Origin of the sequence: Streptantibioticus rubrisoli, assembly GCF_024436055.1 — a bacterium.
GTDB classification, from domain to species: domain Bacteria; phylum Actinomycetota; class Actinomycetes; order Streptomycetales; family Streptomycetaceae; genus Streptantibioticus_A; species Streptantibioticus_A rubrisoli.
Genome location: NZ_JANFNH010000015.1, coordinates 1 through 23,883, shown reverse-complemented (window position 1 = coordinate 23,883; position 23,883 = coordinate 1). Strand labels below are relative to the sequence as shown.

25 protein-coding genes and 2 pseudogenes are annotated in these 23,883 nt (G+C 69.3%); 14 read left to right on the top strand and 13 right to left on the bottom strand.

Annotated features, from left to right (window positions below):
* The first annotated feature begins 97 nt into the window (after positions 1-97).
* Together NON19_RS15480 and greA are read left to right on the top strand one after the other, a co-directional pair.
* Positions 98-508, top strand: a complete 411-nt coding sequence (locus NON19_RS15480) for a DUF4307 domain-containing protein (protein WP_255928434.1) — start codon at positions 98-100, stop codon at positions 506-508.
* Between the two features lie 224 nt (positions 509-732).
* On the top strand, positions 733-1,233 hold the full coding sequence (gene greA / locus NON19_RS15475; RefSeq protein WP_255928432.1) for a transcription elongation factor GreA: 501 nt from the start codon (positions 733-735) through the stop codon (positions 1,231-1,233).
* A gap of 69 nt (positions 1,234-1,302) precedes the next feature.
* Here greA and NON19_RS15470 read toward each other — a convergent pair whose 3' ends face one another.
* The 3 genes from NON19_RS15470 to ilvA form a co-directional block, all read right to left on the bottom strand.
* The gene (locus NON19_RS15470; RefSeq protein WP_255928430.1) at positions 1,303-2,163 is read right to left on the bottom strand and encodes an ABC transporter permease; all 861 of its coding nucleotides are present in this window, start codon (positions 2,161-2,163) and stop codon (positions 1,303-1,305) included.
* The gene (locus NON19_RS15465; RefSeq protein WP_255928428.1) at positions 2,160-3,176 is read right to left on the bottom strand and encodes an ATP-binding cassette domain-containing protein; all 1,017 of its coding nucleotides are present in this window, start codon (positions 3,174-3,176) and stop codon (positions 2,160-2,162) included. The genes NON19_RS15470 and NON19_RS15465 overlap by 4 nt, the downstream gene beginning before the upstream one ends.
* A 234-nt stretch (positions 3,177-3,410) precedes the next feature.
* Positions 3,411-4,628: a threonine ammonia-lyase gene (gene ilvA / locus NON19_RS15460; protein WP_255928426.1), complete on the bottom strand. Its 1,218-nt coding sequence runs from the start codon at positions 4,626-4,628 to the stop codon at positions 3,411-3,413.
* A 153-nt stretch (positions 4,629-4,781) separates the two neighbouring features.
* Here ilvA and NON19_RS15455 point away from each other — a divergent pair, with 153 nt between their 5' ends.
* The 3 genes from NON19_RS15455 (at position 4,782) to NON19_RS15445 (ending at position 6,309) form a co-directional block, all read left to right on the top strand.
* The gene (locus NON19_RS15455) at positions 4,782-5,267 is read left to right on the top strand and encodes a MarR family winged helix-turn-helix transcriptional regulator (RefSeq protein ID WP_255928424.1); all 486 of its coding nucleotides are present in this window, start codon (positions 4,782-4,784) and stop codon (positions 5,265-5,267) included.
* Positions 5,268-5,354: 87 nt separating this feature from the next.
* Positions 5,355-5,780: a sigma factor-like helix-turn-helix DNA-binding protein gene (locus NON19_RS15450; protein ID WP_372514148.1), complete on the top strand. Its 426-nt coding sequence runs from the start codon at positions 5,355-5,357 to the stop codon at positions 5,778-5,780.
* A 235-nt stretch (positions 5,781-6,015) separates the two neighbouring features.
* Positions 6,016-6,309 (top strand): hypothetical protein, encoded by a 294-nt coding sequence (locus tag NON19_RS15445; RefSeq protein ID WP_372514144.1) that lies wholly within the window; start codon positions 6,016-6,018, stop codon positions 6,307-6,309.
* Here the strand turns inward: NON19_RS15445 and NON19_RS15440 are convergent.
* The gene (locus tag NON19_RS15440; protein WP_255928420.1) at positions 6,290-7,450 is read right to left on the bottom strand and encodes a cystathionine gamma-synthase; all 1,161 of its coding nucleotides are present in this window, start codon (positions 7,448-7,450) and stop codon (positions 6,290-6,292) included. The two genes, NON19_RS15445 and NON19_RS15440, sit on opposite strands and share 20 nt — an antisense overlap.
* A gap of 99 nt (positions 7,451-7,549) precedes the next feature.
* Between NON19_RS15440 and msrA the strand changes: the two genes are divergently transcribed.
* Positions 7,550-8,209, top strand: coding sequence for a peptide-methionine (S)-S-oxide reductase MsrA (gene msrA / locus NON19_RS15435; protein WP_255928418.1), 660 nt, complete (start codon positions 7,550-7,552; stop codon positions 8,207-8,209).
* Positions 8,210-8,400: 191 nt separating this feature from the next.
* On the opposite strand, the gene NON19_RS15430 is transcribed toward msrA, so the two are convergent.
* Complete coding sequence (locus NON19_RS15430; RefSeq protein WP_255928416.1) at positions 8,401-8,940, bottom strand: LssY C-terminal domain-containing protein; 540 nt, start codon at positions 8,938-8,940, stop codon at positions 8,401-8,403.
* A 341-nt stretch (positions 8,941-9,281) separates the two neighbouring features.
* Between NON19_RS15430 and NON19_RS15425 the strand changes: the two genes are divergently transcribed.
* From NON19_RS15425 to NON19_RS15415, 3 genes are all read left to right on the top strand, one after another.
* Entirely contained in the window at positions 9,282-10,007 is a 726-nt protein-coding gene (locus tag NON19_RS15425) for a GntR family transcriptional regulator (protein ID WP_255928414.1), read from the top strand.
* An 818-nt stretch (positions 10,008-10,825) separates the two neighbouring features.
* On the top strand, positions 10,826-12,316 hold the full coding sequence (locus tag NON19_RS15420) for a replication initiator (protein WP_372514143.1): 1,491 nt from the start codon (positions 10,826-10,828) through the stop codon (positions 12,314-12,316).
* Positions 12,309-12,482: a hypothetical protein gene (locus NON19_RS15415; protein ID WP_255928412.1), complete on the top strand. Its 174-nt coding sequence runs from the start codon at positions 12,309-12,311 to the stop codon at positions 12,480-12,482. Before NON19_RS15420 ends, NON19_RS15415 begins: the two co-directional genes overlap by 8 nt.
* Before the next feature lie 44 nt (positions 12,483-12,526).
* Here the strand turns inward: NON19_RS15415 and NON19_RS15410 are convergent, their stop codons facing one another.
* Positions 12,527-14,017 carry a recombinase family protein gene (locus tag NON19_RS15410; protein WP_255928410.1) on the bottom strand — a complete coding sequence of 497 codons (1,491 nt, stop codon included), beginning with the start codon at positions 14,015-14,017 and terminating at the stop codon, positions 12,527-12,529.
* A 37-nt stretch (positions 14,018-14,054) separates the two neighbouring features.
* Here NON19_RS15410 and NON19_RS15405 point away from each other — a divergent pair.
* Together NON19_RS15405 and NON19_RS15400 are read left to right on the top strand one after the other, a co-directional pair.
* Positions 14,055-14,171 (top strand): annotated as a pseudogene (locus NON19_RS15405) (peptide-methionine (S)-S-oxide reductase MsrA); the annotation flags it as partial.
* A 201-nt stretch (positions 14,172-14,372) separates the two neighbouring features.
* Positions 14,373-14,725 (top strand): annotated as a pseudogene (locus NON19_RS15400) (hypothetical protein).
* 136 nt (positions 14,726-14,861) lie between these two features.
* On the opposite strand, the gene NON19_RS15395 reads toward NON19_RS15400, so the two are convergent.
* Positions 14,862-15,227 carry a cupin domain-containing protein gene (locus NON19_RS15395; RefSeq protein ID WP_255928408.1) on the bottom strand — a complete coding sequence of 122 codons (366 nt, stop codon included), beginning with the start codon at positions 15,225-15,227 and terminating at the stop codon, positions 14,862-14,864.
* A gap of 123 nt (positions 15,228-15,350) precedes the next feature.
* Between NON19_RS15395 and NON19_RS15390 the strand changes: the two genes are divergently transcribed.
* Positions 15,351-15,536: a hypothetical protein gene (locus tag NON19_RS15390; protein WP_255928406.1), complete on the top strand. Its 186-nt coding sequence runs from the start codon at positions 15,351-15,353 to the stop codon at positions 15,534-15,536.
* Between the two features lie 9 nt (positions 15,537-15,545).
* Here the strand turns inward: NON19_RS15390 and NON19_RS15385 are convergent, their stop codons facing one another.
* A complete protein-coding gene (locus tag NON19_RS15385) occupies positions 15,546-16,076 on the bottom strand; it encodes a DUF2165 domain-containing protein (protein WP_255928404.1) in 531 nt (176 codons plus the stop codon).
* Between the two features lie 68 nt (positions 16,077-16,144).
* Between NON19_RS15385 and NON19_RS15380 the strand changes: the two genes are divergently transcribed.
* Positions 16,145-17,338, top strand: a complete 1,194-nt coding sequence (locus NON19_RS15380; protein ID WP_255928402.1) for a 4-hydroxybenzoate 3-monooxygenase — start codon at positions 16,145-16,147, stop codon at positions 17,336-17,338.
* Positions 17,339-17,595: 257 nt separating this feature from the next.
* Here NON19_RS15380 and NON19_RS15375 read toward each other — a convergent pair whose 3' ends face one another.
* Positions 17,596-18,768, bottom strand: coding sequence for a L,D-transpeptidase (locus tag NON19_RS15375; protein WP_255928503.1), 1,173 nt, complete (start codon positions 18,766-18,768; stop codon positions 17,596-17,598).
* A 218-nt stretch (positions 18,769-18,986) separates the two neighbouring features.
* The gene (locus NON19_RS15370) at positions 18,987-19,334 is read right to left on the bottom strand and encodes a hypothetical protein (protein WP_255928400.1); all 348 of its coding nucleotides are present in this window, start codon (positions 19,332-19,334) and stop codon (positions 18,987-18,989) included.
* 146 nt (positions 19,335-19,480) lie between these two features.
* On the opposite strand from NON19_RS15370, the gene NON19_RS15365 reads away from it, so the two are divergent.
* Entirely contained in the window at positions 19,481-19,777 is a 297-nt protein-coding gene (locus NON19_RS15365; protein ID WP_255928398.1) for an LAETG motif-containing sortase-dependent surface protein, read from the top strand.
* Positions 19,778-19,930: 153 nt separating this feature from the next.
* On the opposite strand, the gene hutH is transcribed toward NON19_RS15365, so the two are convergent.
* The 3 genes from hutH to NON19_RS15350 form a co-directional block, all read right to left on the bottom strand.
* Positions 19,931-21,505 carry a histidine ammonia-lyase gene (gene hutH, locus NON19_RS15360; protein ID WP_255928396.1) on the bottom strand — a complete coding sequence of 525 codons (1,575 nt, stop codon included), beginning with the start codon at positions 21,503-21,505 and terminating at the stop codon, positions 19,931-19,933.
* A 33-nt stretch (positions 21,506-21,538) separates the two neighbouring features.
* Entirely contained in the window at positions 21,539-22,684 is a 1,146-nt protein-coding gene (locus NON19_RS15355; RefSeq protein WP_255928394.1) for a GGDEF domain-containing protein, read from the bottom strand.
* 172 nt (positions 22,685-22,856) lie between these two features.
* A complete protein-coding gene (locus NON19_RS15350; RefSeq protein WP_255928392.1) occupies positions 22,857-23,654 on the bottom strand; it encodes an enoyl-CoA hydratase/isomerase family protein in 798 nt (265 codons plus the stop codon).
* Positions 23,655-23,883: the final 229 nt, after the last annotated feature.

Here is a 23,883-nt window from a genome sequence, read left to right as displayed (position 1 = left end):
GCTACGGGAGCGGGGTCAGTAGGTCTAGCGACGCCCTCTATAGTGACCGACGCGGGGGCGTGAATAATTCCGTGGCCCCTTCGCTGGAGGATCGATCATGAGCGCGGTGCGCGACCGGTTGCCCGAGGGGCGCTACGGGCGCGCGGACAGCGCGTCCACCGACCGGCGGTTGAAGCTGCTGGGTGGCGTGCTGGGCGGGGCGCTGCTGCTGGGCGTGGGCATCGGTGGCTGGTGGTACCTGGCCACCAACACGGTCAGCGGCCAGGTGGTCACCTTCGAGGTGCTCTCCGACAGCGCGGTGCGGGCCCATCTGGAGGTCCACAAGGACAGTGGCCAGACCGCCGTGTGCACCCTGCGCTCGCAGGGTGCGGACCAGTCCGAGGTGGGCCGCAAGGACGTGACCGTCGCAGGTCCGGCCACCACGGTGGACACCACCGTGACGATCCGCACCACGGCGCGCGGAACCACCGCCGAACTTCTCCGCTGCAAGGCCGCTGACCAGCACTGACGCCCTCGGTGCCGGACCGGCGCGGGGCGGAATTTAACGGCTTCCTTCTCCCGGTCGTCGGCGGTAATTGTTACGCTCGTGGTTTCGCCCGTCCGCACGGCCGCAGGCTGTCGGAAGGGCGTTAAGTGCATCTGGAACCAGCTGGAACGAGCCGGAGCCAGGCAGTAGGACTGAAGACAAGCAGCACAAGTAAGCAGCAAGCCGAGTACCGACGAGGAGCACCTGTGACCCAGACCAGCGACAACGTCACCTGGCTCACCCAGGAGGCGTACGACCAGCTCAAGGCCGAGCTGGAGCACCTGTCGGGTCCCGCCCGCGCCGAGATCGTGGCAAAGATCGAGGAAGCCCGCCAGGAGGGCGACCTCAAGGAGAACGCCGGTTACCACGCGGCGCGCGAGGACCAGGGGAAGCTGGAGCTGCGGATCCGCCAGCTGACCCAGCTGCTCCAGCACGCGAAGGTCGGCGAGGCGCCCGCAGACAACGGCGTGGTCGCGCCCGGCATGGTGGTCACGATCGCCTTCGACGGCGACCCCGATGACACCGTGACCTTCCTGCTGGGGTCCCGCGAGGGCATCTCCTCGGACGTCGAGACCTACTCGCCGCAGTCCCCGCTGGGCGCGGCGGTCAACGGCAAGAAGGCCGGTGACGAGGCCGAGTACGAGCTGCCGAACGGCAAGAAGGCGTCGGTGAAGATCCTCGACGCCAAGCCGTACGGCGCGGCCTGAGCCGCCCCCGGCCCCGCCGAAGCCCCGGACCCCCCGTGCGGTCCGGGGCTTCCGCTTACCCGTCCGGCATCAGGCCGTCGCGGAGCGGTACTTGCGTACCGCGAGCGTGCGGAAGACCGCGATGATCAGCAGCGACCACAGCAGCGAGGCCAGCGCGGGATGCTGCATCGGCCAGGCGTTCGACGCCGCCCCCTGCGGGTTGCCGAACAGTTGGCGAGCCGCCTGCACGGTGGCACTGAACGGGTTCCAGTCGGCGACGTGCCGGAGGAACGCGGGCATATTGCTGGTCGGCACGAACGCGTTCGAAATGAACGTCAACGGGAACAGCCAGATCAACCCCCCGGAGGTGGCCGCCTCCGGCGTCCGTACGGACAGCCCGATCAGCGCGCCGATCCAGGAGAACGCGTACCCCAGCAGGAGCAGCAGCCCGATCCCGGCCAGCGCCCTGGGGAAGCCGTCGTGGATCCGCCAGCCGACGATCACCGCCACCACGATCAGCACCAGCATGGTCAGCGCCGTCTGCACAAGATCCGCCAGGGTGCGTCCGGTGAGCACCGCGCCCCGGGACATCGGCAGCGAACGGAACCTGTCGATCAGGCCCTTGTGCATGTCGTCGGCGATGCCCGCACCGGCGCCCGCCGTGGCGAACGTCACAGTCTGCGCGAAGATGCCCGCCATCAGGTATTCGCGGTAGACCGACGGATCGTTGCCCGGATGTCCGGGCACCGGGATCGCACCGCCGAACACATAGCTGAACAGCACCACGAACATGATCGGCTGGATGAGCCCGAAGATGACCACTTCAGGTATTCGCACCATGCGGATCAGGTTCCGTTTGGCGACCACCAGGGAGTCGCGTACGGCCTGGGCCGGGCCGCCGGAGGGGCGCGGCGCACGGCTGTGGGTGAAGCTCTCGGTGCTGGCGGTCACTTGGCGGCCTCCTCGGCTCGCTGCGCGGCGGGGCTTTCGGCGTCCGTGGCGGGAGCGTCCTCGGCGGCGTGGCCGGTGAGGGCGAGGAAGACGTCGTCAAGGGTGGGGCGGCGCAGTCCTATGTCGTCGATCTCTATGCCGTGCGTGTCGAGTTCGCGGATGACCTCCGCGAGGAGCTTGGCGCCACCGGTGACCGGGACGGTGACCCGCCGGGTGTGCCGATCGACCGTGGCCTCGGCCTTGTTGAGCCCCTTGGCGCTGAACCTGTGCAGGATCGCCGCCGCCGGTTCGATCATCTCAGGTGTCTGGACGACGACTTCGACGCGTTCGCCGCCGGTGCGGGCCTTGAGTTGGTCGGAGGTGCCGCGTTCGATGACCCGGCCGTGGTCGATCACCGCGATGTCGTGCGCGAGGTTGTCGGCCTCCTCCAGGTACTGCGTGGTGAGCAGCAGCGTGGTGCCGCCGGAGACCAACTCCTTGATCACGTCCCACAGTTGCTGGCGGTTGCGCGGGTCGAGGCCGGTGGTCGGCTCGTCCATGAACATCACCGGCGGCCGCACGACGAGTGCGGCGGCCAGGTCGAGACGGCGGCGCATACCGCCGGAGTACGTCTTGGCGGGCCGGTCGGCGGCGTCGGAGAGGTTGAACCGGTCCAGCAGTTCACCGGCGCGGGCTTTGGCGGCCTTGGCACCCATCTGGTAGAGCTGGCCGACCATTTGGAGGTTCTCCCGGCCGGTGAGGTACTCGTCGACGGCGGCGAACTGACCGGACAGGCCGATGGACCGGCGTACTTCGTTGGGGTGCTTGAGGACGTCGATGCCCGCCACCCGGGCGCGGCCGCTGTCCGGCCGCAGCAGCGTGGTCAGAACCCTTACCGCGGTGGTCTTCCCGGCCCCGTTGGGGCCGAGCAGACCGAGCACGGTGCCTTCCGGGACGTCGAGATCGACGCCGTCCAGCGCCCGTACCTCACCGAAGGTCTTCACCAGACCTTCGGCATAAATGGCACCTGGCATAGGAGTTACCCCCTGGGGATCGGCTACGTATTCGGCGCTGTACGTGATCGAAAGGCGCCGCACCACACGCTGCGGCGCCGTCAGCCGCCGGGGCGACATGTGCCACTATCGCCCGGAATTCCGGGTACCACGACCCGCACGGCTGCATTGCGATGCATCGCGAGTATTCCAGCTCGCGATATATCGCGTCAACCCGTTTCTGTTGTCGGTACGCGTCCGGGCTCCCACCCTCGCTCAGCCGATGACGGTGTACCCCGCCTCGCTCAGCGCCTGGGCCACCCGCGCACAGTGCTCCGGCCCCTTCGTCTCCAGATGCAGCTCCACCTCCGCCTCCGTGAGCCCCAGGCGCGGATCGGTCCGTACATGGCTCACATCCAGGACGTTAGCGTCCACCTCTGACAACACCCCCAGGAGCAGCGCCAACGCCCCCGGGCTGTCGGTGAGGCGCAGCCGCAGCGACAGATACCGCCCGGCCGCCGCCATGCCGTGGGTCAGGATCCGCTGCATCAGCAACGGGTCCACGTTCCCGCCCGACAGCACCGCCACCACCGGCCCCTCGAAGGCGGCCGGCTCGCTCAGCAGCGCCGCCACCGGGCTCGCCCCCGCGGGCTCCACCACCAGCTTCGCCCGCTCCAGGCAGAGCAGCAGCGCCCGCGACAGCGCGTCCTCCGAGACCGTGCGCACCTCGTCCACCAGCTCACGCACTATCCGGAACGGCACGTCCCCCGGCCGCCCGACCCGGATGCCGTCGGCCATGGTCGCCGGTGCCTCGACGGCCACCGGCCGCCCCGCCGCCAGCGACGGCGGATACGCCGCCGCGCCCGCCGCCTGCACCCCCACCACCCTCACATCCGGCCGCAGCGCCTTGACCGCCACCGCGATCCCGGCCGCCAGACCGCCACCGCCGACGCCCACCACGACGGTGCGCACCTCCGGGCACTGCTCCAGGATCTCCAGGCCCACCGTGCCCTGCCCGGCCACCACGTCGGGGTGGTCGAAGGGATGGATGAAGACCGCACCGGTGCCGCTCGCGTACTCCTGCGCGGCGCGCAGCGTCTCGTCCACCACCTGTCCGTGCAGCCGGACCTCGGCACCGTAGTCACGGGTGGCCGCCACCTTCGGCAGCGGGGCGCCGACCGGCATGAAGACGGTGGCCCGCACCCCGAGCAGCGCGGCGGCCAGCGCCACCCCCTGCGCGTGGTTGCCCGCGCTGGCCGCCACCACACCGGCCGCGCGCTCCTCCTCTGACAGGCCCGCGATCCGCACATAGGCGCCGCGCAGCTTGAACGAACCCGTGCGTTGCAGGTTCTCGCACTTGAAGTGCACCGGTGCGCCCACGAGGGCGGACAGATGGCGGCTGCCCTCCAAGGCGGTCACCCGGGCCACGCCTGACAGCGTCTTCTGGGCGTTGCGCACGTCGTCGAGAGTGACGGAAGCAGACTTGTCGACCATGCGGCCAAGCATGGCACCCAGGGGCTCGAACGCAGTACGGATGCAGTAGGGATCACGGACGAATGCGGTAGGAATGAGCGGCTGTCCGGCTGTCGGACCATATGTTTGGGCGGCAGGGGTACGGGGAACCCCCCGTCCGCGTACCCTTCCGACATGCCGACCTCCGTTGACATGACATCTGCCGCGCTTTTCGAGCGCCTTCAGCACCAGGTCGCCCTCTTCGCGCGGCGCGCCGAGCAGACCCGCCTCGGTGGTGTGGGCAAGGCGCGCAACTCGATGGACCGTGCGGCCTATCTGCTGCTGAACCGGCTGGACCGGGAAGGCCCCATGGGCGTCAAGGCGCTCGCCGAGGGCATGGGAATCGACTCCTCCACGGTGACCCGCCAGGTGGCGCCGCTGGTCGAGTCCGGACTGGTCAAACGCACCTCCCACCCCGAGGACGGCCGCGCCGTCGTGCTGGCACTCTCCCCGCGCGGCCGTGGCCGCCTGGAGGAGGTGCGGGCCTCGCGGTGCGCGCTGATGGAGGTCGTCACCGCGGAGTGGACACAGGACGAGCGGGAGCAGTTCACCGAGCTGCTCGCCCGCTTCAACACCGCGCTGTCCGACTACCACACGGCCTCCGGCGGCGGGGAGTCGTAACAGCCCCGCGCGGCTCTTGACCGCCCCGCATCACGTGCCGTCCCATAGCACGCGAAGCGTGCAGGCACCCGGGCCGGGGGAAGCATGGTGGGAGCGCGCCACGAGGCCCAAGAGCGCCGCAGGGCCCGGGAGTTCGAGACGTTCACTGCGGGCGCGGCGGGGCGGCTGCTGCACGCCGCCACCCTGCTGACCGGTGACCCCGCCGAGGGCGAGCGGCTGTTGGTGGCGGCGCTGGCCCGGACCTACGCGGACTGGTTCCGGATGCGCGGCGACGACCCGTACGCCCACACCCGGCAGGAGCTGGCCGCCCGGTTCGCGCACCGCGCCTGGCGCTACCGGCGCCCGCGCGGCGGCCTGCTGGACCGGCTGCCGCCCCGGGAGCGGCTGGTGCTGGTGCTACGGCTCTACGAGGGCGTGCCCGAGGAGCAGGCCGCGGCCCAGCTCGGGCTGCCCCCGGAGCGGCTGCGCACGCTGTGCCTGCGGGCGGTGGCGGCGATGCGGAGCCGGACGTGAGGGGCCGCTCGCCGCAGCGCCGGGACCGGGGCCCGGCCGAGGCGGTCAGCGACCGATCCCAGGGCCGGTGTGCGGCGGGTACGGCGGGTACGGCCAACGCCGAGGCACGCCACCCAGACACCGCAGGCACAACCCGCACCCAAACACGCGACCCAGGCATCACAGGCCCAGCCAGCGCCCAAACGCGCACCCCATGCGGGACGGGCACCGCCAACACCCAAGTGCGGAGCCTGGCGTGAGCGGGGCGGTCAGCGGACCGCTGCCGGACCGCAAGGAGGCCGAGGTCCGGCGGATGCTCGCGGCACCGCGTCCGCCGGTCCCGGCCGATCTGGCGGACCGCGCGGCGGCCCGGGGCCGCCGCGTGCTGCACCGGCGCCGACTGCTGCGGCTCGCGCTGTGCGCGGTACTGCTCGCGGCGGCGGTGGCACTGGGCGTGTGGGTGGCGGCACGGTGGCCCACGCCGCCAAGTGCCCCGCCGCCCCTGGGGAGTTGGGGGATCGCGCCCGTGGTTACCCGAGGGCCTCGGTGAGGTCCGTCAGCAGGTCGTCCACGGACTCGATGCCGACCGACAGCCGGACCAGGTCGGAGGGGACCTCCAGGGCGGAGCCCGCGGCCGAGGCGTGGGTCATCCGACCCGGGTGCTCGATCAGCGACTCCACGCCGCCCAGCGACTCTCCGAGGGTGAACAGCTTCGCGCGGTTGCACACCTCGACGGCCGCCTCCTCGCCGCCGGTGACCCGGAACGAGATCATGCCGCCGAACGCCCGCATCTGCTTGGCGGCCACCTCGTGGCCGGTGTGCTCGGGCAGCCCGGGGTAGAACACCTGGGTCACCTTGGGGTGGTTGACCAGCATCTCCGCGATGCGCGCGGCGTTGGCGCTGTGCCGGTCCATCCGTACCGCCAGCGTCTTGATGCCGCGCATCACCAGCCAGGCGTCGAACGGCCCGGCCACCGCGCCCATCGCGTTCTGGTGGTACGCCAGCCGCTCGCCGAGTTCGGCGTCCGTGGTGACCAGGGCGCCGCCGACCACGTCGGAGTGCCCGCCCATGTACTTGGTGGTGGAGTGCACCACCACGTCCGCGCCGAGCGCCAGCGGCTGCTGGAGGTAGGGGCTGGCGAAGGTGTTGTCGACCACCAGCAGCGCGCCCGCGCCGCGGGCGATGTCGGCGACCGCCGCGATGTCCGTGATGCCGAGCAGCGGGTTGCTGGGCGTCTCCACCCAGACCACCTTGGTGTTGGGCCGCAGTTGGGCGCGCACCTCGGCCGGGTCGGAGGTGTTGGCCACCGACCACTGCACGCCCCAGCGCTCGACGACCTTGCTGAACAGGCGGAACGTACCGCCGTAGGCGTCGTTGGGGATCACCACGTGGTCACCGGGCACCAGGACGGTGCGCAGCAGGCAGTCCTCGGCCGCCAGCCCGGAGGCGAAGGCGAGGCCGCGCCGACCGCCTTCCAGGGCGGCGAGGTTCTCCTCCAGCGCGGTCCTGGTGGGGTTGGCGGAACGGCTGTACTCGTAGCCGCAGCGCAGGCCGCCCACGCCGTCCTGCTTGTAGGTGGACACCTGGTAGATGGGGGTGACGACGGCGCCGGTCTGCGCGTCGGCGGGCTGGCCCGCGTGGATGGCGAGGGTCTCGAAACTGTGCTGCCGCTCGGTGTGCTGGTCGCTCATGTGCCCGAGCGTAATGCGCCGGACCCGGTGCGCTCGCCGGAATCCCCAGGCCCGGCGTTACGTTCTGGTGGAGAGCGCACGCAGTGAGGAGACCAGCCGATGTTCCTGAACCGCTTCAAGACCAAGCTGCCGACCGCCGAGGAGGCCCTGCCCGGCCACGCCGAGCCGCAGTTCCCGCTGCCCGAGCGGCACACCGTACTGGGCAACCCGCTGGCCGGACCGTACCCGCAGGGCCTCGAGGTGGCGGACTTCGGCCTGGGCTGCTTCTGGGGCGCGGAGCGCCGGTTCTGGCAGACGCCCGGTGTGTGGACCACGCTCGTCGGCTACCAGGGCGGGCACACCCCGAACCCCAGCTACGAGGAGGTCTGCGGCGGCCAGACCGGCCACACGGAGGCCGTCCGCGTCGTCTTCGACCCGGCCGTGGTCTCCTACGAGCAGTTGCTGAAGGTCTTCTGGGAGTCCCACGACCCCACGCAGGGCTTCCGCCAGGGCAACGACATCGGCACCCAGTACCGCTCCGCGATCTACACCCACTCCCCCGCCCAGCAGTCCGCCGCGACCGCCTCCCGCGACGCCTACCAGTCCACCCTGTCCAAGGCGGGCTACGGCCCGATCACCACCGAGATCGCCCCCGCCGCCCCCTTCTACCCGGCGGAGCCGTACCACCAGCAGTATCTCGACCGCAACAAAACCGGGTACTGCGGGATTGGGGGGACGGGCGTTTCTTGCCCGATCGGCGTAGCTCCGGCTGAGGGCTGATGCCGGACAGACCGACGCCCCCGGCCGTTGAGGTTTCCGGGGGCGTCGGCGTACGTGGTTCGGCCTCGGGGCTGAGGGAGATCGAGTTGTGCGTGTAGCTTGCGGCGCTTCCTCATGCTGGGTTCGGACAGAGATAAGCCCCGCCCGGCGCTTCGGGGGATGAGCGCCGGGCGGGGCGGTTCATGGACTTGCTAGAGCAACTTCCGACGTTGAGCCTCGGACTCCCTCTGGCACCTACGCGCCCTACAAGCCGTCTCGTCCTTACAGACCAACTCCGTGGCCACTTCGACGTTGTTGCCGAACAAGTCGGTCAGCACGCATGGCTTGCGGTTGAGGGCGGAGATGTCGATTAGGGCACAGCAGCGGTCACAGTGGTACTTAATGTACCGCCTAGCCACCTGCGCACGCTCTTGATCAACGGTAGGTGTGATGCGGAAGATGATCTGCCTTCCGTTGCTGCTGATACCGAACTCGAACACCTTGCCTTCATGTAGGCGCTTGATCGTGGCCCTGTGGTTGGCCAACGTGTACCAACTCCGCCATGCGTGGCGCTCGGTTGGTGTCAGGTTGAGTGTGCTGACAACCCTGGCCATGGCAAGCAGAGCGCGACGGGCCTGATAGAAGCTCTGGTCCGTATCCCCATACGTCAGTCGGTAGGAACGTGGCGAGGTACGCCCGTCCGAGATCGGATCCTTCTTGAAGTAGCCCTCTGCCCAGACTGCTGCACTCACCGCGCGCACCCCTCTCCTGTGGCGTGCGCCCTGATCCACTTAGCAAGCTCAAGCGCTGCATCTGCGTCCGTGCCACCAAGTTGAACTCTCGGTTCGTCTATGTTCGCTTGACCACCGATCAGGAGCATCGGCGCAGCAACGCCAGTCATGGTGATCGCCTCGCGTAGCTCGCGAGCTGCATGCTCCGCAATGTCTAACGGTGTGCTTCTGGGTGCGGACATACCTGTCTCCCCACCTCCTACCTTGCAAGTGAAGTACCTCACTGTATGAGCGAGATACCTTGGACTACAAGGGGAACGGTGAGCGGACTACCCTCACGCGTGACGATCAGGAGAGACGACATGCCAGACGCGCTGCGCACCTACGCAGACATCGCTGACCACTACCGGCGACAGATCTACGGTGGAGAGTTGGCCTCGGGCACGCGACTGCCCAGCAACAAGGCCATGGCTTCACAGCATGGCGTCGCTGTAACGACTATCCAGCGCGCCCTGGGACAACTGGCCTCCGAGAATCTGATCAGGACCAGTCCGCGCGGGACCTTCGTCTCCGACGCTCCGTCAGTTGGCTCAAGCGGACGTGACCGCTTGGCTCGCGCTACGCGTCTCCGTGGGATTCTGATGGAAGGCGAGACCGTAGAGATCACCTCTGCGTCCATCGTCCGTCCGCCCTCTTACGTGGGCGACATCTTCGATTTGGAGGACGGCGATCAAGTAGTCCGGCGCGAGTACATCACTGCTCGCGGAAGCGTACGACTCTCCTTCGGGGTCAACTGGTATCCCGCCTCGTTCGCGGCGCTTGTGCCGGACCTACTCAGCACTGCACCGGCAAAGCATGATGATCTACTCATGCGCATCCTTGAGGTCACGGGACGCACGTTGACGGTTGGGCGCGACGATCAGCACGCCCGCACGGCTGATCAGCGTGAGGCGAACGGACTGGGCATAGCCGTTGGAACAGCCATCCTCGCCGGAGCAACACGTCTCGGGGACGACGAGGGAATAATCGAGTACGGGGAGTGGTGTCTCCCGCCTCGGCTGACCATCGGTTACGAGTATCACCCCTGAGTCCTGAGCCACAGAAAGTCAAGCACGACGGCGGGGGTGCCGAACGATCACGCACGCGTGTGCGCGAGCAACCCCCGCCCACACCAGCCACTCCTCCCGTCTCTGAGGGATGCGCTCTCGACCGTTGGCGCCAACGGCGCTTGTCCTCACGGCGAATAGGCGGCTCAGAGAACGCCCGCGCTTCCACGTGGGGCACGGGCCGCCCCATCAGCCACGATCCTCTGACCTGTCAGCGTCCCCCGGCCAGATGGCCACCCATGGCACGGGCTGGCGTGGATCCCGCACGGCCAGGTGCTCACAGCCGCAATGGCCCATCGGCCCGGGCTGATATGCAACGGCCTGCCGTGGTCGGCCTGGTCGCCTGGCGGGTGGTCGTACGGTCAAGGGCCGCGACTGCGGTCGCCGACCGCCCGCGCCCGACCGGACCGGCCGAAGGTCGCACGCCGGGCGGGCTGGCGGGCGGGCGGCGCGCCGCAGGCGCGGCGCACTTGATCCAGTAAAGACAGTTTCCGCCACGACGCCCCAGGCTCCGGCTGGGGTCGGGTCGCTGCGCATCGGCGCTGGGGCGGGCGGCCTGCGGCGGCTGGTGACATCCCTGCCGCGCGGCATCCTGACGCTAAGTCAAGTTCCTTTGTGGGGAACTAATTCAGCCGATTATTCGCTGAAATTGTTAGAGGCGCGTGGGACTATGGAGAGCGGAAAAGTCATGTCACCCGCGCTGGGTGCCGCGCTGCCTCTCGGCAAGCCAAGGAAGGAACTATCCATGCCTCGCATGGTTCACCGTAAGGTCAACGACTACATGCTTTGGAGGATGCCTCGTGTCCGGCATATCCAATGCCGATTCTCAACCCACTCACGCCCACTTCAGCGATCCGGCTACACGTTCCGCCGAACTGGAGCGGGAAGCACGCATACGCGCACTGCCGGAAACCATGCGGGATTTGATTCGCCTAGCGAACGACCCTGGGTACCAGCGGTGGCTCGAACAGATACGGGACATAGGCGGGTGCGCGCACCCTGTCTACCTGTCCGGCTATAGCGTCACCCGTGACGCATCGACCGGGGAAATACTAGTCTCCTACTCGACGACCGACGAACCGGGGGATCGCCTGGCCGTGCGGTGCGGCAACCGCCGTGCCTCGGTGTGCGAACCGTGCTCACGACTGCATGCCGGGGATACGTACCACCTGGTGCGCTCGGGCCTGTCCGGGGGCAAGTCCCTGCCAGAACAGGTGCGCGGCCATCCTCGACTGTTCGTGACCTTGACGGCTCCGTCCTTCGGTCCGGTCCACCGTGCTACCGGCCCCGGCGAGGTGTGCCGGTTCCGACGTGGTGCTCCCCTGTGCGAACACGGCGAACCACTCGGCTGCAACCTGGCACATTCAGATAACGATGAACTGATCGGCAAACCGTTATGCGCTGCTTGCTATGACTACGTGGGACACGTGCTCTGGCACGCTCACGCCGGACGGCTATGGGACCGCTTCACGACGGCGGTACGGCGTCACCTGGCGGCGTCGCGTGGCATTCCACGTAGCGAGCTTGGTCACCACCTCGTGGTGTCGTTCGCCAAAGTTGCCGAATACCAAAAGCGGGCGGCCGTGCACTTTCACGCAGTGGTCCGCCTCGACGGTCCCGACGGCCCTGATTCGCCTCCGCCAGGCTGGGCAACTGCCGAATTAATCACTGAGGCTGTGTATCAGGCTGCACGGTCCTCCTACGTGGCCATTCCGGAATCCGACGCCTACGGCCTGGAACGCGTCGGTTGGGGCCAACAGATCGACGTGCGCCCCATCGGAGAATTCGCCGATGGCGACGGGCTGTCGGATGAGGCGGTCGCCGGATATGTCGCGAAGTACGTCACCAAGGGGGCAGGGGATACAGCCTCCGGGCTCGATCACCACGTGCACGGCCTGGAGGAGATCCAGCGGGCGCCCGTGAGTAGCCATCTGCGGGCCTTGATGGCTACCTGCTGGCGTCTGGGCGCCCTGCCGGAGCTGGAGCCGCTGAGGCTGCGCTTGTGGGCTCACAGCCTCGGCTACCGGGGCCACATCCTCACCAAGTCCCGGCGCTACTCCACCACCTACAGCGCACTACGCGCCGAGCGGGCCGAGCATAAGCGGCGCTCCGCCGGAGTGGGCGACGATCCCAACGCGGTCAAAGAGTCGTCCTGGCGGTTCGTCGGCTCCGGCCACACCCCCGGCGAAGCGCTGATGGCGAGAAGCATCGCCGACGACATCGCCCGCAACCGCGAAGAGGCTCGTGCAGCACTGGCCGACTTCGGGGGCAGGTGGCCAGAGGATGAGTGACCTCAGCGCCCGCGAATGGGGCCGGATGCAAGCCGCTAAGGCTCCGGCGTGGAGTGAAGAGCGCTGGCAACGCATCTCCAAGATCCTCGGCCTGGAGTTAACCGAAACGAAGGTACGCGGTGAGCCTCCAGATACGGAGCCACCAGAGATCAAAAAAGCCGCATAGCAAAAGGGGCGCCGATCGTTCAGCGCCCCTTTTGCCTGTAACGGCTAGAAGTCTTCTTTCCACTTGGGGACGAGAAGATCCGGGTTGAACGCCCGCCTCCCTCCTCCGCCGACAGGCAACACGATCACCGCATGCATCGCCTCTCGGATTAGCGCTCGCTTCTGCGCCATATCGAACTTCTCAGAGTTCCAGCGCGCACGGATATCACCATCAACGATTGCGGCTCGCTGCCTCTGCAACGCGTGCCGTGTGCGCTCGGCCCGCAGCTCCTTGATCCTGGTCTCAAGCTTATGGTTCTCAGGGAAGAAGAGTTCGTCGGAAACTAGATCCTGCTGCCACGCTTGCAGCATCTTTTGCCGCTTAGTGACCAGCCGGTTCAGCTCCTCTTCCCCACCCCAATCGGCGTCTTCCTTGCGGGTGGCGGCTGCCCTCTCTTCGAGCTTGGCCAAGACGGCTTCAGTGATGTACTCATCGACCTTCGCCCCGTTACGGGCCGTCCCGCCGCATCCGCCCATGGACTTGCTCGGACACTGGTAGATGTACCCGCCGGACAGGTCGGGCCTGGTGCTCACCCGTAGCGGCGCGTTGCAGATCTGCCCATCAGCCTTGGGCTTGCCGCACCGGAGTATCCCAGTCAGCAAGTGTGACGGGGTCCTATAGTCCGTGATCGTGCCATCGGCCTTGGCGTTCGGCCCAACCCGCGATGAGAAGAGGGCATCAATAGCCATCCACTCTTTCGGTGTGATGATAGGCTCCCACTTCCCCTGCACTGGGACACCATTGGCATCACGGACTAGCTCACCATTGTGCTTACGCCAACCGCACAGCCGCGGGTTCCACAGTGCCAACTTGAGGGAACGGCTTCCCCACTCTTTACCGTGGACCGTGCGCACCCCCTTCTCTCGCCATTCAAGTTGAATGGAGTGCAGGGAGCGCCCGGCAATCAAATCCCGCGCGGCCTCGGCAAGGAGAGCAGCCTCCTCCGGTGCTAGCGTGAGCTTGTCGTCCTTCCATCCGAACGGCCTTTTTCCACCAACGGGAATCCCCTGCTCGGCTCGGCGCCGGTGTGAGCGACGCGTCCGCCGCTGCATTTTGCGTACCTCCATCTTGGAGATGACCACGCCGAAAAGGCCCATGGACTCTACGTCTTCGCTGTAGAGGTTCTTCGGCCCCTTCGCGTCTGCGTAGACGCGACCCTCATCGTAGGTGAGGGCGTCCACGAAGCGTTCATAGTCGCCCGCTCGCCGTGTGAGGCGGTCGTCCGCAACAACGATCGCGCCTCGTACTTGCTGACCGTCCGGTAGTTGCCCGACCTTGAGCGCCTTCAACATCGCTTCGAAGCTCGGTCGTACAACGCTCGCCTTCGCTGCGGATAAGTCGTTGTCCGTGTAGCGGTGGACGATGGTCCAGCCCAGGCGCGCGGCCGTCTCGTCGTTCACCCTGTGCTGATCTTCGACCCCGTGGCCGTCCCTGGCCGTGTCGGCGGATATGCGTGCGTAGGACACTACGGGGACGGACTGTGCTGCCTCGGCCATAGCGGCTCCCCTCTCACAACTATTGTTGCCTGGAGGGGAGTTGTACCACCAGCAGTACCTGGACAAGAACCCGGCGGGCTACTGCGGGATCGGGGGGACGGGGGTCTCGTGCCCGGTGGGTGTAGCGCCCGCCCCGGAAGCTACGGACAAGTAGACCGCCCCCGTCGCCGGGCGCCTGCCGTGTCACCCGCCCGGAGCCGGGGTCGGCCTCGTCCAAGCCACCCAACGAGGCGTGAGCCCGAGCGGTTTACGTGAGCAGCTGTATCGCTTCTGCCTCACTCGTTCGAGCGGGGAGAAGTCGTTCATGGCCGATGAGCTGACGCCTGGGCTCAGGATCGCGCCCGTGGGAGTAACCATGACCACCTCCGCCGCTGGGCACCCGCTCATCCCCCAGCCCCCTGCCACTGTCGCAGCGCTGCGGCAGGCCATCAGCCAGATCGCGCCTGCCACACTACCGGCGTTCACCCGGGAGTTGGACCAAGCGGCCGACCAGTCCCGGCAGGGCTCTGCTCTGGCGCCGCTCCAGCGGTTCATCGCCCAATGGGCCGTCTATGTCCACATCCAGCGACAGCCGAAACTGGCGGCAGACCCCGCCGCTGGGAAGACACCGCCGAGTCAGGCGACGCGGCCCAGGCACGGCAGGCCGCCTCTGAGATCGGACGCATCCTGGACGAGGCCCATGCGGCCATCGGCCTCACAGCCCAGTGAGCACGGACTGGCGCTGGGAGTACGATCCGGATCACGAGCCCGTCGCGAGCGGCGTGCCCGCCCATGTGGTGGCGGAAGTTGAACGTCTGGTAGGCCAGCTGGTCGACCTTGCCAGCCCCCGTGGCGTCGAGGCCCGCTACCGCTTCGCGTAATCGACGTAGCCCTGCCAGTCCACGACGACGCAAGGTTCGTCACCGACGACCCAGGCGTCGTGGCCGGGCGGGATGATGGTGAAGTCTCCCGGGCCCATCACCGTCTCCTCGCCGTCGTCCATGACGATCTTCATGTGTCCCGAGACGGTGTACCCGGTGTGCGCGGCCTGGCAGCTTTCGGTCTGGGCGATCGGTTTGACGTGCTTGGACCACTGCCAGCCGGGCTGGAAGGTGGCCCGCCCGACGGCGCCGCCACCTTCGACGGTGACGAGTTCCAGCTGTCCCTTGCCTTCTTCGAAGGGGCGCACCTCGTCAGGCGAGTCAAGGCTCTTGTTGACTAGACCGGACATGGGGCTTCGCTTCCTCTGGCCCTCTGGCTCCGTACACCTTCAAGGATAGGTCGAAACCGCGCCGGGCCGCTCACCGGGAGGGGGCCGGATCCCGAGGTCCGCGCTCGTCCTATGGTGGTCCGCATGAACGCGAAGCTCCACGCCCCGTCATACTCCGTTCCCACGGCGGCACTTGCGGTCGGGGTCGGCGGCTCGGTGGCGCTGCCGGACGACATGGGTGACTGGCAGCGGCTGGCGGCCTCGGCGGCGATCGGTGGGATCGTCCACGCGGCCGCCCGGTGCTGGCGTTGGTGGCAAGTGCGCGGCTGAGCGGGCGGCTCAGTCGCCGTCGCGGTGCGGCAGCCGGACCACGATCAGGGAGACGCCTGCCAGCAGGATGTCGCGGGAGGCGGCGTCCAGGCCGTTCCAGGCCTTCGACTGCCACATGGAGAACCACTCGCCGCCGATCGCGACGAAGCCCGCGCCGAACAGCAGCAGCACCATCACCAGGCCCAGCGTGCTCGCGCCCCGGGCACGGGAGGGGTCGCCGTCGCGCAGCACCGCGCGGGCCCACAGCACCGTGGCCGCGATCAGCACGAGCGCGCTGAGCGTCTCCCAGGCGATGATGGCCACATACGCGGTGTCCGCGACGGCGTGCGAGGTGATCGCCCGCCACATCAGCGCCTTGTCGTGGAACGTGGTGTCCATCGCGAGGACATGCCGTACGAACTGCTGGTTGGTGCCGAAGTCGGTGATGTTCCCGAACGCCACCAGCGCCATGTAGAGCCCGACCGTCCCGGTCACCGCCGTCGCCGCGGCGGGCAACCCGCCCAACGTCCGCAGCACGCCCCGCCCACTACTCCCCGCCACCGTGTCTCCCCTTCTACGGCATACTTCCCCGCTGACATGCCCCGACCAAAGTGAAGGCTGGCATACGGATGACCACGGTAACCACCCGCACTCAGGTCGCGGTCATCGGTGCCGGTCCCGCCGGGCTGTGCACGGCGAACCTGCTGCGCCAGCGGGGCGTCGACTGCGTCGTACTGGAGGCGCGCAGCCGGGAGTTCATCGAACGGCATCCGCGCGCCGGGTTCCTGGAGGAGTGGGCGGTACGCGAACTGGAGCGGTACGGGCTCGCCGAACGGCTGCTCCAACTGGCCGGTCGGCACGGCTCGTTCGAGTTCCGCTTCGACGCGCGCCGACACCAGGTCCGCTACGCCGAGCTGACCGGGCAGCACCATTTCGTCTACCCGCAGCAGGAGTTGGTCACCGACCTGGTGGCCCAGTACGCCGACGCGCTCGGCGGCGACATCCGGTTCGAGGTCGACGACGTGCGACTGCACGACCTGACCACCGACCGCCCCTCCGTCACGTACACCGACGCGAACACCGGGCAGCGGCACCGTGTCGAGTGCGCGTACCTCGCCGGTTGCGACGGCGCACGCGGAGTGAGCCGCCGCCACCTACCGGCCGGGGAGCATGTGGTCGCCAGCCGTGAGTACGGAATCGGTTGGCTGGCGCTGCTCGTTGAGGCGCCGCCGTCCGCCGACGGGGTCGTCTTCGGCCTGCATCCGCGCGGTTTCGCCGCCCATATGGCCCGTACCCCGCAGGTCACCCGCTTCTACCTGCAGTGCCCGCCCGGCGACGACACGGCGAACTGGAGCCACGAACGCGTCTGGCGCGAGCTGCACGCGCGGCTGGCGGTGCCGGGCGCGCCGATCAGCGAGGGCCGGATCATCGAGCGGCAGGTGCTCGGCATGCACAACTACGTCGTGGAGCCCATGTCCCACGGCAGGCTGCACCTCGCCGGGGACAGCGCCCACCTGGTGGCGCCGATCGGCGCCAAGGGCATGAACCTCGCGCTCAACGACGCGTTCGCGCTCAGCGAGGCGCTCACCGCGCGGCTGCGGGACGGTGACGAGCGCGGGCTCGCCGAGTACTCGGCGCGGTGCCTTCGCCGGGTGTGGCAGTACCAGGAGTTCTCCCAGTGGTTCGCCGACGTGCTGCACGGGGCGACGCACCCCGATCCGTTCCAGGCCCGAACCGCCGAGGCCCGACTGCGGCGGCTGCTGGACTCGCCCAGCGCCGCGACGGCGTTCTGCGAGCTCTACATCGGCAAGCTCACCGACTGACCGAACGTCGCGGTCGGTCGGTGCCGCGGCCGTAGAGGGACTGGACGACCCGGCCCTTCGCCTGCCTGGTGCCGGTGGCGAGGCAGGAGACGGTGACCAGCGGGCCGATGCCGAGGGCGAGCCCCAGCGCGATCGCGACTCACGCCGTAGGTAGGTGAAGAACATCCGGCCCTCGCCCGACCGCCGGACCGCAACGTGGAGGTTGCTCGCCGTAGCGAGCAGGAGCGTCCCTCGTTCTCGACGGCCCGCCGGGAGGGCTACAGCGCGCTTCCGGCCTTCCAGTTCGCCCAGGACATGTTCCAGCCGTTGAGGCCGTTGTCGGGGGCGACGGTGCTGTCGTGCGAGTTCTTCACCACGACCAGGTCGCCGACCTGGGAGTTGTTGTAGAACCACGACGCGTCCGTGCCCGGGTCGCCGCCACCGCGCACATCACCAAGGCCGATGCAGCCGTGGCTGGTGGCCGTGGAGCCGAAGACGGACTTGTCGGACCAGTAGTTGCCGTGGATGAACGTGCCCGAGGTGCTCAGCCGCATCGCGTGCGGCACGTCGGGGATGTCGTACTCACCGCCGAAGCCGACCGTCTTGCCGTCCATCCGGGTCGTTTCGAACTTCTCCGAGATCACCATCTGCCCGTTGTACGTGGGGTGTTCGGGGCTGCCGGTGGACACCGGAATGGTCTTGATGGTCTTGCCGTCCCGGACCACCGTCATGGTCTGGGTGTTCACATCGACCGTGGAGACCTGGGAGTGACCGATCCTGAACGTGACGGTCTTGTTCTGCACGCCGCTGATCCCCTTGGCGCCCGGCACGTTGTCCAGGTTCAGCTTCAGGGTGACGGTGGAACCGGCCTTCCAGTAGTCCTGCGGGCGGAAGTCCAGCCGCTGGTCACCGAACCAGTGGCCGACCACCTGCTGGCCGCTGCTCGAACTGACCTTGATGTGGGACTGGACGTCCTTCTTGTTGCTGATCGCCTTGTCGAAGTTGATCGAGACCGGCATGCCCACACCGACGGTGGAGCCACCGTCCGGCGTGTAGTACGCGATGAAGCTGTTGGCCTGCGAGACCGTGGTGAACGTCGAATTGGCGGTCGCCGGACGGTTGTTGGCGTCCTTGGCGGCGGCGGATATCCGGTACGCGGTGGCCCGGGCCAACTGGCCGTCCGGCTTCCAGCTCCTGCCGTCGGCGGCTATCTTGCCCGGCACCGTCTTGCCGCTGTCGACCTCGGTCATCGACACCTTGGTCAGGGTGCCGTCGCTCACCGCGACCTTGGCGTCGTTGTTGATGCCGACGTTGGTCGCGTTGTCCTTGGGCGAGATGGCGATCCTGGCGGTCGAGGCGTCCTTGGCGGCGGCCGCGTCCGCCGCGGCCGTCTTGGACTCCGCGGAGCCGGGCCCCCCGCACGCGGTGAGCAGCAGCGCACCGCCGACCATCACGGACACCGCGGCCAGCCGACGGCGCGCACCGCACCCGCGGTGCTGCTCAAGGGTGGCATCGGTACCGCTCTGCGGCGACTTCACACGTATCTCCATCCGTTCATACCTCTCGTACGGATGGGGACACCTACCCCCGTTAAGTCCGTTCCGCCCCACAAGGCACTGTGAGGAATGACACGTTCCGGGGCAACCGCCGGTCGTCCCGGAACGGGTCGCTACTCCTCGCCCATCTCCTCCTCGTACAGGTCCCACTCGTCGGACTCCGGGTCGTACTCGGCATGCGCGCTGCTCCATGACGCCTGGACGAGTTCGACCCCGGAGACGCCGTTGACCAGGCCGAACGGGTCGATGAGATAGGCCAGCGCCTCGGCCTCGTCGCGTTGCACGGCGTCCCTGGCGTGGGCGCGCTCGTCGTCCGGCATGAACTCGTCGCCGTCGATCTGCTCAACGGCTGCCCGGGTCAGCTCGTCGGTGTCGGTGATCTCCATGACGAGGTCCACCTGGAGGCGGATGTACCGGGCCGGGGCCTCGCCGTTGCCGCTGCTGTCGTACTCCGTAGTCATGCGACGGAGAGTAGGCGGCCCGGCAGCGGAGCGTGGTCGGACACGGCGAGGGGCGGCCAGGTATCACCACGGCACTTTTCTGCGGTCGGGAAATCTCACTACCATCGGTGCCCACGGTGAAGTCACCGTATTCGCAAGGGGGTTCCATGGCCTCGCGCCGATCGCTCACCACCACCACGGCCGTCGCGGGCGGGTTGCTCGCGGCCCTCTGTTTCGTCCCGTCGGCGTCGGCCACGGGGCCGGTCGGGCACGCGGTCACGCATCACCACACGGCCACGGCGCGCACGGCCGCTGTGGGTGAGCGCAGGTCAGCGGGCGCCATGAACCTGGCGGACACCGGGAGCATCAACACGACGCCCTACCTGGTGGGCGGTTCGACCTTCCTCGCCGCCGGTGCGGCGCTGCTGGTGGCCTCGCGGCGGCGCGGGGTCTCGCTCCTTTGAGGGTCTCGCTCCTTTGAGGGCCGCTGTCGCGCGCCGTGAAGCGCTCGCCGTCCCGGCGGGAGGTGTCTGCGCCGCGACGACGAACAACGAGAGACGGCGAGGACCGGCGGTGCCGAACTGACCGCGACCGCCGGTTGATCCGCCGGAAGGGCGCTACGCCAGCGGTCCCGTGACGGACTCCGCGGCGCGGACGAGTGCGCCGGAGCGTACGAAGGCCTCGGCGGCGGCCAGGTCGGGGGCAAGGAAGCGGTCCTCGCCCGGTCCCTGGACGCCTGCCTCGCGGGCGGCGGCCAGCACCGCACGAGAGGCGGGCGCGGCGGTCAGCCCGGTACCGGCGTGCTCGCGCAGTTCGATCGCGCGGGTGGCCGCGACCAGCTCCACCGCCAGGATGCGGGCCAGGTTGTCCACCGAGTGCCGCAGCTTGCGCGCCGCGGACCAGCCCATCGAGACGTGGTCCTCCTGCATCGCCGACGAGGGGATGGAGTCGGCGGACGCGGGCGTCGCCAGCCGCTTGTTCTCGCTGACCAGCGCGGCCTGCGTGTACTGGGCGATCATCAGTCCGGAGTCGACGCCCGGGTCGTCGGCGAGGAACGGCGGCAGGCCGTGCGAACGGTTCTTGTCCAGCAGCCGGTCGGTGCGCCGTTCGGCTATCGAGCCCAGGTCGGCCGTGGCGATCGCGAGGAAGTCGAGGACGTAACCCACCGGCGCGCCATGGAAGTTGCCGTTGGACTCCACCCGTCCGTCCGGCAGCACAACGGGGTTGTCGACCGCGGCCGCCAACTCCCGTTCCGCCACCAGCCGGGCGTGCGCGAGGGTGTCCCGTCCGGCACCGGCGACCTGCGGCGCGCACCGCACCGAGTACGCGTCCTGCACCCGCGGGGCCGCCGACTCCCCGGCGAAGCCGCTCTGGTGGTGTCCGGTCAACCCGGACCCGGCCAGCACCCGGCGCATGTTCTCGGCGCTGGCCGCCTGCCCGGGGTGCGGGCGGATGGCGTGCAGTTCGGGCGCCAGCACCTTGTCGGTGCCGAGCAGTGCCTCAAGAGTCAGGGCGGCGGTGATGTCGGCGGAGGTGAACAGCCGGGCCAGGTCGGCACAGGCCATCAGCAGCATGCCGAGCATGCCGTCGGTGCCGTTGAGCAGCGCCAGGCCCTCCTTCTCGCGCAGCTCCACCGGCTCGATGCCGTGCTCCGCGAGCAGTTCGGCGGACGGCCGGACCACACCGTCGGGCCCCTCGGCGCTGCCCTCGCCCATCAGGGTGAGCGCGCAGTGCGACAGCGGCGCCAGGTCGCCGGAGCAGCCCAGCGAGCCGTACTCGTGGACAACGGGCGTGATCCCCGCGTTCAGCAGCGCCGCCAGCGTCTCGGCGACCACCGGCCGCACCCCGGTGTGCCCGGACGCCAGCGTCTTCAGCCGCAGGAACATCAGCGCCCGTACCACCTCGCGCTCCACCCGCGGGCCCATCCCCGCGGCGTGCGAGCGCACGATGGAGCGCTGGAGCTGGGCCCGCAGATCGGGGCCGATGTGCATGACGGCGAGCGCGCCGAAGCCGGTGGAGACCCCGTAGACCGGATCCGGCTTGGCGGCCAGTGCGTCAACCACCGCGCGCGAGGCGGCGATTGCGGCCAGCGCCTGCTGCGACAGCTCGACCCTGGCCGTGCCACGGGCCACGGCCAGCACGTCGTCAGCGGTTGTTCCGGACGGCCCCAAGACCACGTTGTGCATATTCATATTCACGCACCCTAAAGAGTGAATCGCCAGCTGTCACGACTCGGTTTGCCGACGGCCGCGGAAACTGCGCCGCTCCGCGGGCGTACGGGGTGGCGCGTCGGCCAGCTCGGCCACCGCGCGTCCGGCCACCACGGGCTTGGCGGACCGCTGCGCCTTGGCCCGGTACTGGGCCGCGTCGGCCAGCCGGAACAGCCGCCGGGCGGTGCGCACGGGGCCTGCTTCGGTGTCCGTGGAGGCGATGCCGACGGCCACCCCGTCGCCCAGGCCCAGCCACCTCGCCCGGGCGCACAGCTCCTCCGCGGCCCGCTCCACGTCGGCCGCGCTCGCGCCCTCGGCCAGCAGGCAGAACTCGTCGCCGCCGAGCCGGGCGGCGAGGCTTCCCGGCAGCCGCTCGCCGCACATCGACAGCACCGAGCCGAAGCCCACCAGCAGCCGGTCGCCGACCTCGTGGCCGAGGCTGTCGTTCACCCGCTTCAGTCCGTTGAGGTCGCAGACCACCAGGCTCACCACGGCGCCCAGCCTCCGGTGCCGTTCCAGCGCCTCCTCCAGCCGGGCGTCCACCGCGCGGCGGTTGGCCAGTCCGGTCAGCGGATCGGTGAACGCCAGCCGACGCACCTCCTCAAGGCGCTCGGTCTGCGCCACCCCGGCGGCGATCACCGCCGCGAGCACGGTCGCGAAGTCGGCTTCGGCGCGGCCGAACACGGGGTCGCCCGCGCGGCGGGCGACGTACAGCTCGCCCCAGGCGCGGTGGTGGAGCACGATCGGCGCGACTATGCAGCAGCCCCGGCCCCTGCGCCGTAGGTCGGCCATCCGCTGGTGCTCGTACGGGCCGGTGCGGGCGGGACGGCCCGCGGTCTCCACCCAGGCGTGCGGTTCGCCGCCGCTGGCCCACTCCCGGTGCAGGTACTCGACGACTTCGGGGAAGTCGCGTACGGGGTAGGTCTCGTGCCGCGGGAGCGGTTCCTCGCCGGGGGCGAGGTCGCCGTCGTTGACCAGGACGCGCAGCCAGCCGGATTCGCGCTCCCAGACCGAGACGGCGGCGAACGAGCCGCCCAGGGCGGTGCGGGCGCGTCCTATCGACGCGCGCGCCACGTCCAGGGGGGTCTGTGCGGTGGCCACCGCCTGGGCTATCCCGACTACGGCCATCAACCGGTGGTTGGCACTGGCCTGTGCGCCCATCCTCCCGCCTCTTCGCTCGCGCTGGCGTTGGGGGCTTCTCGCGTCCCGTGCGCTGTGCTGGGCCCAGCCTCGCACTCCTGCCCACTTACAGCGCGCCCGCGCTGGCGTTCGGGGGGCCGGTCCTCCGGTTCCGCTGGCGCTGGCGGGTGGGTTTCGCCCACCCGCCCGGCGGCTACGACGCGGGCCACACCGGCTTGCGCCGCTCGTTGAAGGCCCGCACCCCCTCCGCCCGGTCCGCGGAGAAGGCGACCGAACGCCAGGCCGCGTCCTCCACCTCAAGCCCCTCACGCAGCCCCAGCCCCTGCCCCAGCCGCAGCGCGCGCTTGGCCGCGCGCAGGCCCACCGGGGAGTTCGCGGCGATCCGCTCCGCCAGCGCCAGCGCGTCCTGGCGGTCGCCGCCCTCCTCGCTCAGCACGTCGACCAGGCCCAGCTCGGCGGCCTCCTTGGCGCCCACCCGGCGGGCGGTGAAGACCAGCTCGGCGGCGCGGGCGGCACCGACCCGGCGCGGCAGGAGCTGTGTGCCGCCGCCACCGGGGATGACGCCGACCGAGACCTCCGGAAGCCCGACTTCCGCCGTGCTGTCCGCGACGATCACATCGCAGGACAGCGCCAGTTCGAACCCGCCGCCCAGCGCGAAGCCGTGCACCGCGGCGATCGTCGGCATCGGCAACTCAAGGACGCTGGTGTAGGCGGCCCTGGTGACCGGGCGCTGCCGGACCAGTTCGGCGTCGGTGAGCGAGTTGCGCTCCTTCAGGTCGGCGCCCACGCAGAACGCCCGCTCATGCGTGGAGGTGAGCACCACCGCCCGTACCCCCTGGTCTGCGGCGAGCGCCGCGCAGGCCTCGGTGAGGCCGCGTGCCATCTGGGTGGAGATGGCGTTCATCGCCTTGACCCGGTCCAGCACCAGCTCGGCGACGTGCTCTCCGTACGGCCGCACGGCCACCCATTCCCCGTACCGCTGCTCCGTCATGCGTCCGCCCTCCCGGCCAAGTGTTAACGATCGTAAACGGGAGGATCATCGCAGGGAACGACCGCCGGGTCACTCCCCAAAATCGGGCGGCCGGGAACCCCCACCCGCGCACCCGCAGCGCAGCAGGGACCCCAAACCCGCCCCCACCGAGCGCAACGGCACCGCGAAGGCCCAGGGCAAACGGGTGGGCGAGCGGGAAACCCCCACCCACGCAGCCGCAGCGCGGCAG

Coding starts and splice junctions, on each gene's coding strand:
- ilvA (WP_255928426.1), bottom strand. CDS start 4,628: ATGGTCGACAAGTCTGCTTCCGTCACTCTCGACGACGTGCGCAACGCC.
- NON19_RS15365 (WP_255928398.1), top strand. CDS start 19,481: ATGGCCTCGCGCCGATCGCTCACCACCACCACGGCCGTCGCGGGCGGG.
- NON19_RS15355 (WP_255928394.1), bottom strand. CDS start 22,684: ATGGGCGCACAGGCCAGTGCCAACCACCGGTTGATGGCCGTAGTCGGG.
- NON19_RS15380 (WP_255928402.1), top strand. CDS start 16,145: ATGACCACGGTAACCACCCGCACTCAGGTCGCGGTCATCGGTGCCGGT.
- NON19_RS15350 (WP_255928392.1), bottom strand. CDS start 23,654: ATGACGGAGCAGCGGTACGGGGAATGGGTGGCCGTGCGGCCGTACGGA.
- NON19_RS15415 (WP_255928412.1), top strand. CDS start 12,309: ATGAGTGACCTCAGCGCCCGCGAATGGGGCCGGATGCAAGCCGCTAAG.
- NON19_RS15465 (WP_255928428.1), bottom strand. CDS start 3,176: ATGCCAGGTGCCATTTATGCCGAAGGTCTGGTGAAGACCTTCGGTGAG.
- NON19_RS15425 (WP_255928414.1), top strand. CDS start 9,282: ATGCCAGACGCGCTGCGCACCTACGCAGACATCGCTGACCACTACCGG.
- NON19_RS15395 (WP_255928408.1), bottom strand. CDS start 15,227: ATGTCCGGTCTAGTCAACAAGAGCCTTGACTCGCCTGACGAGGTGCGC.
- msrA (WP_255928418.1), top strand. CDS start 7,550: ATGTTCCTGAACCGCTTCAAGACCAAGCTGCCGACCGCCGAGGAGGCC.
- NON19_RS15370 (WP_255928400.1), bottom strand. CDS start 19,334: ATGACTACGGAGTACGACAGCAGCGGCAACGGCGAGGCCCCGGCCCGG.
- hutH (WP_255928396.1), bottom strand. CDS start 21,505: ATGAATATGCACAACGTGGTCTTGGGGCCGTCCGGAACAACCGCTGAC.
- NON19_RS15440 (WP_255928420.1), bottom strand. CDS start 7,450: ATGAGCGACCAGCACACCGAGCGGCAGCACAGTTTCGAGACCCTCGCC.
- NON19_RS15375 (WP_255928503.1), bottom strand. CDS start 18,768: ATGGTCGGCGGTGCGCTGCTGCTCACCGCGTGCGGGGGGCCCGGCTCC.
- NON19_RS15455 (WP_255928424.1), top strand. CDS start 4,782: ATGCCGACCTCCGTTGACATGACATCTGCCGCGCTTTTCGAGCGCCTT.
- NON19_RS15480 (WP_255928434.1), top strand. CDS start 98: ATGAGCGCGGTGCGCGACCGGTTGCCCGAGGGGCGCTACGGGCGCGCG.
- NON19_RS15390 (WP_255928406.1), top strand. CDS start 15,351: ATGAACGCGAAGCTCCACGCCCCGTCATACTCCGTTCCCACGGCGGCA.
- NON19_RS15410 (WP_255928410.1), bottom strand. CDS start 14,017: ATGGCCGAGGCAGCACAGTCCGTCCCCGTAGTGTCCTACGCACGCATA.